Below are 14,821 nucleotides of genomic sequence, written 5' to 3'. Positions count from 1 at the left end.
CACACCGCACCCATGACCCCACCGGCCCCCCGACGGGGCCCCGGCCGCCCCCATCCGGGGCGGCACCGCAGGCTTGGACCGGCTCCGGCCGGCTTGAACAGGAGTGACGTGATGGCGGACGCGGACGAGGCAAAGCTCCTCGAATACCTCAAGCGGGCGACCACCAACCTGCGCGATGTCCGACGGACTCTGCGCGAGGTACAGGACAAGGAACGCGAGCCCATCGCCATCGTCGGCATGAGCTGCCGCTACCCCGGCGGGGTCACCGACCCCGACGGCCTGTGGCAGCTGGTCGCCGAAGGCGGCGACGGCATCTCCCCCTTCCCCACCGACCGGGGCTGGGACGCCGGCGTCCTCCACGCGGAGGACCCCCAGCGCCCCGGATCCACCTACGTCCGCGAGGGAGGCTTCGTCGACGGGGCCGCCGACTTCGACCCCGGCTTCTTCGGGATCTCGCCGCGCGAGGCCCTCGCCATGGACCCGCAGCAGCGGCTCCTCCTCGAAGCCTCCTGGGAGGCCGTCGAGAGCGCCGGCATCACCCCGGCGTCCCTGCGCGGCACCCGCACCGGCGTCTTCGCCGGCCTGATGTACCACGACTACCTGATGCTCCTGCACGCCTCCCCGCAGGACGTCGAGGGCTACCTCGGCACCGGCAACTCCGGCAGCGTCGTCTCCGGCCGCGTCGCCTACACCCTGGGCCTGGAGGGCCCGGCCGTCACCGTCGACACCGCCTGCTCCTCCTCCCTGGTCGCCCTCCACCTCGCCGTGCAGTCGCTGCGCAAGGGGGAGTGCTCGCTCGCCCTCGTCGGCGGCGTCACCGTCATGGCCACCCCCGGCACCTTCGTCGACATGGGCCGCCAGCGCGGCCTCGCCTTCGACGGGCGCTGCAAGTCCTTCGCCGGCGCCGCCGACGGGACGGGGTGGTCCGAAGGCGTCGGCATGCTCCTCGTCGAGCGACTCTCCGATGCCGAACGCAACGGCCACCGCATCCTCGCCGTCGTCCGCGGCTCCGCCGTCAACCAGGACGGCGCCAGCAGCGGCCTCACCGCTCCCAGCGGCCCGTCCCAGCAGAACGTCATCCGCCAGGCCCTCGCCGACGCCCGCCTGTCCTCCGACGAGATCGACGCGGTCGAGGCGCACGGCACCGGCACGACCCTCGGCGACCCGATCGAGGCGCAGGCCCTGCTCGCCACGTACGGGCAGGAGCGCGACGGCGACCAGCCGCTGTGGCTGGGCTCCCTCAAGTCGAACATCGGTCACACGCAGGCCGCCGCCGGTGTCGGCGGTGTGATCAAGATGGTCCAGGCGATGCGCCACGGCGTCCTGCCGCGCACCCTGCACATCGACGAGCCCACCCCGCAGGTCGACTGGTCGGCCGGCGGCGTGGAACTGCTGACGCAGGCACGGGACTGGCCCGAGACCGGGCACGCCCGCCGGGCCGGCGTCTCCTCGTTCGGCATCAGCGGCACCAACGCCCACGTCATCCTCGAGCAGGCCCCCGAGCCGGCCGAGGCCGCCACGGAGCCCGCCCCCGCCCCCGCCGTCACGCTGCCGGTGGTGCCGTGGGTGGTGTCCGGCCGCACCCCCGAGGCCCTGGCCGCCCAGGCCGGCCGCCTCGCGGCCTTCGCCGCAGCCCGTGGCGCCGACACGGCCGACCTGGACGTCGCCCATGCGCTGGGCGTGACGCGTACGGCCTTCGAGCACCGGGCGGTCGTCCTCGGCCCGGACCACCGGGGGGCGCTGGAGGCGCTCGCGCGGGGCGAGGCGGCCGAGGGGGTTGTCCAGGGCGTGGTGACGCCCGGCAAGACGGGTTTCCTCTTCACGGGTCAGGGTGCGCAGCGCGCCGGGATGGGGCGCGAGCTGTACGCCGCCTTCCCGGTGTTCGCGGAGGCGCTGGACGCGGTCTGCGCGGAGATCGACCCGGTGCTGGGGCGTTCGCTGCGGGAGGTGATGTTCGCAGGCGAGTCGGCCGAGCTGGACCGCACCGAGTTCACGCAGCCGGCCCTGTTCGCCATCGAGGTCGCCCTGTACCGGCTGGTGGAGAGCTGGGGCATGCGCCCCGACTACCTCCTCGGCCACTCCATCGGCGAGATCGCCGCCGCGCACGTGGCGGGGGTGTTCTCCCTCTCCGACGCGGTGCGGCTGGTCGTCGCGCGCGGCCGGCTGATGCAGGCGCTGCCGGCTGGTGGCGCGATGGTGTCGGTGCGGGCCTCCGAGGCGGAGGTCGCCGAGCTGGTCGCCGCGTACGAGGACGTCAGCATCGCCGCCGTCAACGGGCCGGAGTCCGTGGTCGTCTCGGGTGCCGCCGAGTCCGTGACCGCCATCGCGGCCGTGCTCGCCGAGCGCGGGATCAAGAACAAGCGGCTCACCGTCAGCCACGCCTTCCACTCCCCGCTCATGGACCCGATGCTGGACGAGTTCCGCACGGTCCTGGGCGCGGTTGCCTTCACTGCCCCGGCCCTCCCCGTGGTCTCCAACCTCACGGGTGAGGTGGCTTCCGCGGAAGAGCTCTGCTCGCCGGAGTACTGGGTGCGCCACGTTCGCGAGGCGGTCCGCTTCGCCGACGGTGTCGCCACCCTGCACAAGCAGGGCGTGACGCGCTTCGTCGAGCTCGGTCCCGACGGCGTGCTCTCCGCCATGGGCGCCGACTGCGTCGAGGACGCCGTCTTCGTGCCGGTGCTGCGCAAGGGCCGCGACGAGGCCGGATCCGCGGTCGCCGCCCTGGGCCAGGCCTACGCGCACGGCACGCCCGTCGACTGGGAGGCCTTCTTCGCTGGGACCGGCGCGCGCCGCGTCGACCTGCCCACGTACGCCTTCCAGCACCAGCACTTCTGGCCGCAGTCGGCCGCCCGCGGCGCCGGCGACCCGGCCGGGCTCGGGCTCGGGACGGCCGAACACCCACTGCTCGGCGCGTGCGTGTCGCTGGCCGGCGGTGACGAGGTGCTGCTGACCGGACGGCTGGCCGTGCAGTCGCACCCGTGGCTGGCGCAGCACGCCGTCGGCGGGACGGTGATCCTTCCGGGGACCGCCTTCGTCGAGCTGGCCGTGCGGGCCGGTGACCAGGTCGGCTGCGGCCGGCTGGTGGAGCTGACGATCGAGGCGCCGCTGGTGCTGCCGGAGACCGGCGGCGTCCAGGTGCAGCTGGTCGTGGGGCCCTCGGACGACTCGGGCCTGCGCTCCGTCGAGTTCTTCTCCCGCCCGGAGGGGGCCGAGTTCGACGAGCCGTGGGTGTGGCACGCCTCCGGCGCCGTGGGCGCCGAGCAGGCCGCCCCGGCGACCGACCTGTCGGCGTGGCCGCCGGCCGGTGCGGCCGAGGTTCCGCTGGAGGGGCTTTACGAGGGGCTCGCGGAGGCCGGATTCGCGTACGGCCCGCTGTTCCAGGGGCTGCGGTCGGTCTGGCGTTCGGGCGACGAGGTCTTCGCCGAGGTCGCCCTGCCCGAGGACGCGGCGCAGGACGCGGGCCGCTTCGGCCTGCACCCGGCGCTGCTGGACGCCGCCCTGCACGCGCTCGGCGTGGGCGGGCTGCTCGACGAGGGTGCGGGCGGCCACCTGCCGTTCGCCTGGTCGGGCGTCTCCCTGCACGCCTCCGGTGCCGCACGACTGCGCGTGCGCCTGACCCGCTCGGGGCAGGCCGCCGTGTCCCTGGAGGTCGCGGACGCCGACGGCGCCGCGGTGCTTTCCGTGGACTCGCTGGCGCTGCGCCCCGTCGACGGGCAGGCCGCCGCGTCCGGCGGTGCGGGCCGCGACTGCCTCTTCCGGGTGGACTGGACCCCGGCCGCCCTCGCCGCCGCCGAAAGCGGTGGCGAGGACCCCGTCCTCGTCGACCTGACCTCCCGCGACGAGGAAGCCGACGTGCCGCGGGCCGCGCTCGCGCTGGCGACGCGCGCCCTGGAGCTGGTGCAGGGCTGGGCGGACGAGGACCGGGTCCTGGTGCTGGTCACCCGTGGCGCAGTCGCCGCCGGAGACGGCGACCGGGTCACCGACGTGGCGGCTTCCGTCGTCTGGGGTCTGGTGCGCTCCGCCCAGTCGGAGGGCGCGGGCCGCTTCGTCCTCGTGGACGTGGACGACCCTGACGCGCTGACCCCGCAGCTGACCGCCGCGCTCGCCGCCTCGGGCGAAGGACAGGTCGCGCTCCGCGACGGGCGCCTGTTCGTGCCCCGCCTGACCCGTGCCCGGCAGCGGGACGTCGAGCCGCAGGCCGGCGGTTTCGGCACCGGCCCGGTCCTGGTGACCGGCGGCACCGGCGGCCTGGGCGCGATCGTCGCCCGGCACCTGGTGACCGCGCACGGCGTACGCGAGCTGGTGCTGGCGAGCCGGCGCGGCCCGGACGCCCCCGGCGCGGCCGGCCTGCGCGACGAACTGCGCGGCCTCGGCGCCGAGGTGACCGTCGCCGCCTGCGACGTCGCCGACCGGGACGCGCTCGCCGCGCTCCTGTCCGCCCACCCCGTCAAGGGCGTCGTCCACGCCGCGGGCGTGGTCGACGACGGCGTCGTCTCCTCCCTGACCCCGCAGCGGCTGGCCGCCGTCCTGGGCGCCAAGTCCGATGCGGCCTGGCACCTGCACGAGCTCACCGCCGGCCTGGACCTGGACGCCTTCGTCCTGTTCTCCTCCGCCGCCGGTGTGCTCGGCAGCGCGGGTCAGGCCAACTACGCGGCCGCGAACTCCTTCCTGGACGCCCTCGCCGCCCACCGCCACGGCCTCGGCCTCCCCGCCACCTCCCTCGCCTGGGGCCTGTGGGAGGAGACCGCCGGCATGGGCGCCGCCCTCGCCACGGCCGACGTCGAACGCATGACCCGCGCGGGCCTCCCGCCCCTGACGGCAGACCAGGGCCTCGCCCTCTTCGACGCCGCGCCGCAGCTCGGCAGCCCGGCGGTCGTCGCCATGCGGGTCGTGGCCGACGGCCTGCGCTCCTGGGCGGCCGGCGGCGACCTGCCGGCCGTCCTGCGCGGACTCGTCCGCGGACCGCTGCGCCGCAACGCCGGCAACGGCGGCGGCACGGGCGCGGGTTCCGCGCTCCGCGAGCGGCTGCTCGCCGTCCCTGCGCAGGAGCAGGAGCGGCAGGTCCTCGAACTGGTGCGCACGCACGTCGCCGCCGTCCTCGGGCACGCCTCACCCGACGCCATGCAGGCCGACCGCGCCTTCACCGAACTCGGCTTCGACTCGCTGACCGCCGTCGAACTGCGCAACCGGCTCACCAAGGCCACCGGCCTGCGGCTCCCGTCCACCCTCGTCTTCGACTACCCGACCTTCTCCGCCCTGGCCGCCTTCGTACGCTCCACGGTCCTCGGCACCGACACCGGCACGCCGCGCACCACCGCGGCGCACGGCCGCAACGACGACGAACCCATCGCCATCGTCGGGATGAGCTGCCGCTTCCCCGGCGGCGTCTCGGGCCCCGGCGACCTGTGGCGGCTCGTCGCCGAGGGCGGCGACGGCATCACCGCCTTCCCGACCGACCGCGGCTGGGACCTCGACGCACTGACCGGAGGCGACACCGGCGCGGACGCGCCCTCGTACGTCCGGGAGGGCGGCTTCCTCCACGAAGCGGCCGCCTTCGACCCGGGCTTCTTCGGGATCTCGCCGCGCGAGGCGCTCGCCATGGACCCGCAGCAGCGGCTGCTGTTGGAGGCGTCCTGGGAGGCGGTCGAACACGCCGGCATCGACCCGACCGAGCTGCGCGGCAGCGCGACCGGCGTCTTCACCGGCCTCATGTACCACGACTACGTCACCCGGCTGCACAGCGCGTCCGCCGAGGTCGTCGGACACGCGGGCACGGGCAACCTCGGCAGCATCGCCTCCGGCCGCGTTTCCTACACCTTCGGCTTCGAAGGCCCGGCCGTCACCGTCGACACCGCCTGCTCGTCGTCCCTGGTCGCCCTGCACTGGGCCGTCCAGGCGCTGCGCAGCGGCGAGTGCTCGATGGCCCTCGCCGGCGGTGTGACCGTCATGGCGACGCCGACCACGTTCGTGGAGTTCAGCAAGCAGCGCGGCCTGGCGCCGGACGGACGTTGCAAGGCGTTCTCCGCCGACGCCGACGGCACGGGCTGGTCCGAGGGCGTCGGCATGATCCTCGTGGAACGCCTGTCGGACGCCGAGCGCAACGGGCACCAGGTCCTCGCGGTCGTCCGCGGTACGGCCGTCAACCAGGACGGTGCGAGCAACGGCCTGACCGCCCCGAACGGCCCGTCCCAGCAGCGCGTCATCCGCCAGGCCCTCGCCAACGCGGGGCTCAGCCCCGCCGAGGTGGACGCCGTCGAGGCGCACGGCACCGGTACCACGCTGGGTGACCCGATCGAGGCGCAGGCGCTGCTGGCCACGTACGGGCAGGAACGTTCCGGTGACGAGCCGCTCTACCTGGGTTCGCTGAAGTCGAACATCGGCCACGCCCAGGCCGCCGCCGGTGTCGGCGGTGTGATCAAGATGGTCGAGGCGATGCGGCACGGTGTGCTGCCGCGGACCCTGCACGTGGGTGAGCCCTCGCCGCACGTGGACTGGTCGGCGGGCGCGGTGGAGCTGCTGACGCAGGCCCGGGAGTGGCCGGAGACCGGCCGTCCGCGCCGGGCCGGTGTCTCCTCCTTCGGCATCAGCGGAACCAACGCCCACGTCATCCTGGAGCAGGCCCCGCAGGCCGCCCCCCGGCCGGAGCGGCCGTCCCTCCCGGCCCGCACGGCCCCCGTCCCGCTGCCCGTGTCGGCCAAGGGCGAACGTGCCCTGCGGGGTCAGGCCGGCCGCCTGGCCGCCCTCTTCGGGGCCCACCCCGAGCTGGACCCGGCCGACGTCGGCCTGTCCCTGGCCACCACCCGCGCGGTGATGGAACACCGCGCGGTGGTCCTGGGCGCCGACCCGGTTGCGGCCGCCACGGCGTTCGCCGACGGCAGCGACCTGCCCGACGTCGTCCGCGGCATCGCGGGCGCCGGCTCCTCCCGTCCCGTGTTCGTCTTCCCGGGCCAGGGCTCGCAGTGGGTCGGCATGGCCGTCGGACTCCTCGACTCCTCGCCGGTGTTCGCGGCGCGGATCGCCGAGTGCGAGGAAGCCCTCGCCCCCTACGTGGACTGGTCGCTGACGGACGTCCTGCGCTCCGACGACCCGCTGGAGCGGGTGGACGTGGTCCAGCCGGTGCTGTTCGCGGTGATGGTGGCGCTGGCCGAGGTCTGGAAGTCCTACGGCGTCGAGCCTGCCGCGGTCATCGGCCACTCCCAGGGCGAGATCGCCGCCGCGTGCGTGGCGGGCGCGCTGTCCCTGGAGGACGCGGCGAAGGTGGTGGCCCTGCGCAGCCGGGCCATCGACGCCATCGCGGGTCTGGGTGGCATGGTGTCCGTGAGTCTCCCGGCAGCCGACGCGGCGGAGCGGATCGCCGCGTCCTTCGGCGACCGGCTGGCCGTGGCGGCGGTCAACGGGCCGTCCTCGACGGTGGTGTCCGGTGACGCGGACGCCTGCGCCGAGCTGGTCACCGTCCTCGAAGCGGAGGGGGTCCGGGCCCGCCGGGTGGCGGTGGAGTACGCCTCCCACTGCTCCCATGTGGAGAAGCTGGAGGCCGAACTGGCCGACCTGCTGGGCGGCCTGAACCCGCGTACGTCCGCGGTCCCCATGTACTCCACCCTGACGGGCGAGCTGCTGGACGGCACCGAGCTGGACGGCGGCTACTGGTACCGCAACCTGCGCAACCCCGTCCTGTTCGAGCAGGCTGTGAAGGCGGCCCAGGCCGACGGGCACCGGCTCTTCATCGAGTCGAGCCCGCACCCGGTCCTCGCCGTCGGTCTGTCGCAGACGTTCGAGGCGCTCGACGCGTCCGAGAGCGGCGTCGAGCCGGTCGCGATCGGCTCGCTCCGCCGTGACGAGGGCGGTCTGGGCCGGGTGTTCACCTCGCTCGCCGAGGCCTGGGTGAACGGCGCCGACGTCGACTGGGCCAGGGCCTTCGACGGCACCGGCGCCCAGCGCACCGACCTGCCGACCTACGCCTTCCAGCACCGGCGCTTCTGGCCGCAGCCCAGGGCGGCCGCCCCGGCGGCGGTCCAGGCCGATCCGGTGGACGCGGCCTTCTGGGAGGCCGTCGAACGCGAGGACCTGGACGCGCTGACCGAGACGCTGGACATTTCCGGCGAGCAGCCGTGGAGCGACGTACTCCCCGCCCTGTCGCAGTGGCGCCGCGAACGCCGTGAACAGGCCGCCGTGGACTCCTGGCGCTACAAGGTCACCTGGAAGCGGCTCCCCGCCTCCCCCCGCACGGGCACCCTCACCGGCACCTGGCTGGTCGCCCTGCCCGAGGGCGCGGACGCGGGCCCGGCCGGCGACGCCGTCGCCGCCCTCACGGCGCGCGGTGCGGACCTCGTGTCCGTCGTCGTGCCGGTGCCCGCACCCGACCGGGACCACGGCGCTGAGCGGGCGGCCCTGGCCGGCCGGCTCGCGGAGCTGACCGGGGAGACGGGCCTGCGCGGCGTCGTGTCGCTGCTGGCCCTGGGCGACGCGGCACCCGTCGACGGCGCCTCCGCCGGCGCCGGCGCGGCCGCCACCCTGGTGCTGCTGCAGGCGCTGGGCGACGCGGGGACCGAGGCGCCGCTGTGGTGCGTCACCCGTGGCGCGGTGGACCCGTCCGAGGGCGGCGCCGGGAACGGCGAGCAGCCCGACCCGCTCCAGGCGCAGGTCTGGGGCCTCGGCCGGGTGGCCGCGCTGGAGCACCCCGGCCGCTGGGGCGGTCTGGTCGACCTCCCCGCGACGTCCGACGAGCGGACGTGGGACGGCCTCGCCGCTGCCCTGGGCCGCACGGACGGCGAGGACCAGCTGGCGGTGCGCGGCACCGGCCTGCTGGGCCGGCGCCTGGTCCGTGCCGCGCTGGGCGAGCGCGCCGCCGCACGCCGGTGGACGCCGCGCGGTACCACGCTGATCACCGGCGGTACCGGGGCGCTCGGCGCGCACGTGGCCCGCCGGCTCGCCGCGAACGGTGCCGAGCACCTCGTCCTGACCAGCCGGCGCGGCCCCGACGCGCCCGGCGCCGGAGAGCTGGCCGCAGAACTCACCACCCTCGGCGCCCGCGTCACCGTCGAAGCCTGCGACGCGGCGGACGGGGCGGCCGTGGCCGCCCTGGCCGGACGCCTCGCCGAGCGCGGCGACACCGTCCGCGGTGTGGTGCACGCCGCAGGCGTGAGCGGCGGCGGCGCGCTCGACGACCTCGACGTGCGCACCTACGCGGACGTCGTGGCCGGCAAGGCCTCCGGCGCCGACCACCTGGACCGGGTCTTCGGCGACGGACTCGACGCCTTCGTGCTCTTCTCCTCGAACGCCGGGGTGTGGGGCGGCTCCACCCAGGGCGCCTACGCGGCGGCCAACGCCCACCTGGACGCCCTCGCCCGCAGCCGCCGCGCCCGCGGGCTCACCGCGACCTCGGTCGCGTGGGCCACCTGGGGCGGCGGGGGCATGTCGGACGGGGCCACCGGCGAACAGCTGGCCCGCCTCGGACTGCCGCCCATGGCGCCGGAGCGCGCCCTCACCGCCCTCCAGCAGGCACTCGACCACGACGACACCTGCCTGACCGTCGCCGACATCGCCTGGGAGCGGTTCGCGCCCACCTTCACCGTGTCCCGGCCGAGCGCCCTGCTCGCCGACCTGCCCGAAGCGCGGAACGCCCTCACGCAGGGCACGGATGCCGACGCGGCCGACGCGCCCGAGGGCGCGGCCGGCGAGCTGCGGCAGCGCCTGGACGCCAAGGGCGCCGCCGAACGCCACCGCATCCTGCTGGAACTCGTGCGCACCGTGGCCGCGCAGGTCCTCGGCCACGACTCCCTGGACGCGGTCGCGCCCGCGAGCGCCTTCCGCGAGCTCGGCTTCGACTCGCTGACGGCCGTCGAGCTGCGCAACCGGCTCGGCGCCGCGACCGGCCTGCGGCTGCCCACCACCATCGGCTTCGACCACCCCACGCCGACGGCGCTGGCCCGGCGACTGCACGACGAGATGTTCGGCACGGCCGACCGGGACCGCGCGGCCCTGCCGACGGCGGTCCCCGCCGCGGCCGACGGCGACCCGATCGTCATCGTCGGCATGAGCTGCCGCTTCCCCGGCGGGGTCGGCTCGCCCGAACAGCTGTGGCAGCTGGTCGAGGGCGGTGTCGACGCCGTCTCGGCCTTCCCCGCCGACCGCGGCTGGGACCTGGAGCGGCTCACCGGCCGCGACGGCTCCTCCGGGGCCGCCGAGGGCGGTTTCCTCTACGACGCCCCTGCGTTCGACCCCGCCCTGTTCGGGATCTCGCCGCGCGAGGCCCTCGCCATGGACCCGCAGCAGCGGCTGCTGCTGGAGACCTCCTGGGAGGTCTTCGAACGGGCCGGGATCGACCCCGCCTCGCTGCGCTCCACCGCCACCGGCGTCTTCACCGGCACCAACGGCCAGGACTACGGCGCGCTGCTGATGGCCGACCCGGAGAGCCAGGGCGGCTACGCCCTGACCAGCAACGCGGCGAGCGTCGTCTCCGGCCGCATCTCCTACACCTTCGGCCTGGAGGGGCCGGCCGTCACCATCGACACGGGCTGCTCGTCGTCCCTGGTCGCCCTGCACCTGGCGGCGCAGGCGCTGCGCAACGGCGAGTGCTCCCTCGCCCTGGCCGGCGGTGTGACCGTGATGTCCATCCCGGGCGCGTTCGTGGAGTTCACCAAGCAGGGCGGACTGGCCGCCAACGGCCGCTGCAAGCCCTTCGCGGCCGCGGCCGACGGCACCGGCTGGGGCGAGGGCGTCGGCATGCTGCTCGTCGAACGCCTCTCGGACGCCCGCCGGAACGGCCACCCGGTCCTCGCGGTGGTCGCCGGTTCCGCCGTCAACCAGGACGGCGCCTCCAACGGCCTGACCGCCCCCAACGGGCCCTCCCAGCAGCGCGTCATCCGCCAGGCCCTCACCGCCGCCGGGCTGACCACCGCCGACGTCGACGCCGTCGAGGCGCACGGCACCGGCACCACGCTGGGCGACCCCATCGAGGCGCAGGCGCTGATCGCCACGTACGGCGAGGAGCGCCCTGCGGACCGGCCGCTCTACCTCGGTTCGATCAAGTCCAACCTGGGGCACACCCAGGCGGCCGCGGGCGTCGCGGGTGTCATCAAGATGGTGATGGCGCTCCACCACGGCGTGCTGCCGCAGACCCTGCACGTGGACGAGCCGACCCCGCACGTGGACTGGTCGGCCGGCACGGTCCGGCTGCTGACCGAGGCGCAGGACTGGCCGCAGGTCGAGCGTCCGCGCCGCGCGGGCGTCTCCTCCTTCGGCGTGAGCGGCACCAACGCACACGTCATCCTGGAGCAGGCCCCCGAACGGCCCGCCCCCGCGCCGGAGCCGCAGGCCCCCGCCACCGTGCTTCCGGCCGTGCCGTGGCCGCTGTCCGGCAAGACCGGGGCCGCCCTGCGCGCCCAGGCCGCCCGGCTCGCCGCGGAGACGGGCGCCGAGGACCGTCCGGTCGACGTGGGCCTGTCCCTGGCGACCACGCGCGCCGCGCTGGAGCACCGCGCCGTCGTCCTCGGCCCGCAGTTCACGGACGCCCTGACCGCCCTGGCCGAGGGCCGCGAGGCACCCGGCACGGTGCGCGGCCACGTCCCCGCCACCGCGGCGGACACCGGCCCGGTGTTCGTCTTCCCGGGTCAGGGTTCGCAGTGGGTCGGCATGGCCGTCGAACTCCTCGACTCCTCGCCGGTGTTCGCGGCGCGGATCGCCGAGTGCGAGGAAGCCCTCGCCCCCTACGTCGACTGGTCCCTCACCGAGGTCCTGCGCTCCGACGCCGCCCTCGAAGGGGTGGACGTCGTCCAGCCCGTGCTGTTCGCGGTGATGGTGGCGCTGGCCGAGGTCTGGAAGTCCTACGGCGTCGAGCCCGCGGCCGTCATCGGTCACTCGCAGGGCGAGATCGCCGCGGCCTGCGTGGCCGGGGCCCTCTCCCTGGAGGACGCCGCCAAGGTGGTGGCCCTGCGCAGCCGGGCCATCGACGCCATCGCGGGCCTGGGCGGCATGGTCTCCGTCGGCCTCTCCGCCGCCGACGCGGCGGAGCGGATCGCCGCGTCCTTCGGCGACTGGCTGGCCGTCGCCGCCGTCAACGGGCCGTCCTCGACGGTCGTGTCCGGTGATGCGGACGCCTGCGCCGAGCTGGTCACCCTCCTGGAGGCCGAGGGGATCCGGGCCCGCCGGGTGGCGGTGGAGTACGCCTCCCACTGCTCCCACGTGGAGAAGCTGGAGGCCGAACTGGCCGACCTGCTCAGCGGCCTGAACCCGCGTACGTCCGCGATCCCCATGTACTCCACCCTGACGGGCGAGCTGCTGGACGGCACCGAGCTGGACGGCGGCTACTGGTACCGCAACCTGCGCAACACGGTCCTGTTCGAGCAGGCCGTGAAGGCGGCCCAGGCCGACGGGCACCGGCTCTTCATCGAGTCGAGCCCGCACCCGGTCCTCGCCGTCGGCCTCGCCGAGATGGACGCGACCGCGCTCGGCTCGCTGCGCCGTGACGAAGGCGGTCTGCGCCGCCTGGTCACCTCGCTCGCCGAGGCCTGGGTCAACGGCGCCGCCATCGACTGGACGGCCGTCTTCGCCGGCACCGGCGCCCAGCGCACCGACCTGCCCACCTACGCCTTCCAGCACCAGCGCTTCTGGCCGCGGCCCAAGACCGCAGAGGAAGCCGGGCAGGCCGCCGCCGACCCGGCGGACGCCGCCTTCTGGGAGGCGGTGGAACGCGAGGACCTGGACGCACTGGCCGAGACCCTCGCCGTCGAGGACGGCACGTCGCTGCGGGCCGTGCTGCCCGCGCTGTCGCACTGGCGGCGCGAACGCCGCGAGCAGTCGGCGGTGGACGGCTGGCGCTACAAGGTCACCTGGAAGCCCCTCACCGAGGCGGCCGGCGCCCGCCTCGACGGAACCTGGATCGTCGCGGTCCCCGCCGCCGGCACCGCCGCCGAACTCGTCGCCGGCTGCCTGCGCGCCCTGGAGGCGCGCGGCGCCCGCCCGGTCGTCGTGCCCGTCGCCGTCGCCGACGGCACCCGGGCCGAGCTCGCCGCCCGGCTCACGCAGCTGCTCGCCGCGCCGGACCCCGTACGGGGCGTGGTGTCCCTGCTCGCCCTCGACGACACGGCCCACGCCGCGGAACCGGCACTGCCCGAAGGCGTCTTCGCCGGGCTGCTGCTCATCCAGGCGATGGCGGACGCCGCCGCCCGGGTCCCGCTGTGGTCCGTGACCCGGGGGGCGGTCGCCGTTCGCGCCGACGAGCCGCCGACGCGGCCCGCCCAGGCGCAGACCTGGGGCATGGCCAGGGTGGCCTCGCTGGAGCACGCGGCGTTCTGGGGCGGCCTGGTCGACCTGCCGGAGGACGTCGACGAGCGGGCCCTGACCCGGCTCGCCGAGGCCCTGGCCCGACCCGACGACGAGGACCAGCTCGCGGTCCGCTCCGGCGGCGTCTTCGGCCGCAGGCTCGCCCCCGCCGGGGCGGCCCGCGACGCGGCCGTCCGCCAGTGGCGGCCCACCGGGACCGTCGTGGTCACCGGCGGCACCGGCGCGCTGGGCGGCCACGTCGCCGACTGGCTCGCCGAACGCGGCGCCGAGCACATCGTGCTCACCAGCCGGAGCGGCGAACGGGCCCCCGGCGCCGAGGAACTGCGCGCCCGGCTCACCGCCGCCGGGGCCCGGGTGACGATCGCCGCCTGCGACGTCGCCGACCGGGACTCGGTGGCCCGGCTGGTCCGCTCCCTCGCGGACGCCGGCGACCCCGTCCGGGCCGTCCTGCACACCGCGGGCGTCGGACACCTCCTCCCGCTCGTCGCCACCGACGTCGCCGAGTTCGCCCGCATCGCCTCCGGCAAGGTCGCCGGCGCCCGTCACTTCGACGAGCTCCTCGACCCGGCGACGCTCGACGCGGTCGTCTACTTCTCCTCCATCGCCGGCGTGTGGGGCGTCGGCGACCACGGCGCGTACGCCGCCGCCAACGCCCACCTCGACGCGCTCGCCGAGCGGCGCCGGACCGAGGGCGCCCCCGTCCTCTCCGTGGCCTGGGGCCCCTGGGCGGCCGGCGGCATGGTCAGCGAGGAGGCCCACGAGCAGCTGCGGCGGCGCGGCGTGCCCCTGATCACCCCGGAGCCCGCCATGGTGGCGCTCCAGCGGGCCCTCGACCTCGACGACACCTTCGTCGCCGTCGCCGACGTGGACTGGGACCGTTTCGTCCCCGCCTTCTGCGTGGCCCGCAACCGTCCCCTCATCGGCGACCTGCCGCAGGTCCAGCAGGTCCTGGAGGCCGCCGACGCCGATGCCGACCAGGCGCAGAACGATTCCGCGGCGGGCTTCCGCCGTCATATCGCGGCACTAGCGGAGGACGAACGCCCGGCGGCCATCCTGGATCTCGTACGGACACAGGCGGCGGCGGTACTCGGACATCCGAATGCCGACGCCGTGGAACCCACGCGGGCGTTCCGGGACTTCGGCTTCGACTCGTTGACCGCCGTGGAACTGCGCAACCGCCTGACGGCGGCCACCGGACTGCGGTTGCCGACCACGCTGGTATTCGATCACCCCAGCCCGGCAGGGCTGGCCGACTACCTGCGCGGGGAACTCGTCGGCGGCGACGCCGACGCCGACCTGATGTCCGTCGACGAGATCGACCGGCTGGAAGCAGCGCTGGCGCTGAGGGAGAGCGATGACATCGGCAGGGTCCGGATCGTCATGCGGCTCGAATCACTGCTCGCGAAGCTGGCTAAGGGCACGGAGTCGCTGAGCAACGCCTCCTCGGTCGTCGAACAGCTCGGATCGGCGACGAACGATGAGCTCTTCGACCTCATCGACCGGGATCTGGGAGCTCTCTGAGCTTCCGGCACCCCCGACC

At 75.5% G+C, this 14,821-nt stretch carries 1 protein-coding gene; it reads left to right on the top strand.

The window, feature by feature from the left end:
- The first annotated feature begins 111 nt into the window (after positions 1–111).
- A complete protein-coding gene (locus tag BX286_RS35745) occupies positions 112–14,802 on the top strand; it encodes a type I polyketide synthase (RefSeq protein ID WP_121017942.1) in 14,691 nt (4,896 codons plus the stop codon).
- Positions 14,803–14,821: the final 19 nt, after the last annotated feature.

Source organism: Streptomyces sp. 3211.6 (assembly GCF_003634815.1).
In the GTDB taxonomy this organism is placed as follows: domain Bacteria; phylum Actinomycetota; class Actinomycetes; order Streptomycetales; family Streptomycetaceae; genus Streptomyces; species Streptomyces katrae_A.
Note: the sequence above shows the minus strand (reverse complement) of the source record. Positions and strands in the feature narration are given on the sequence as shown.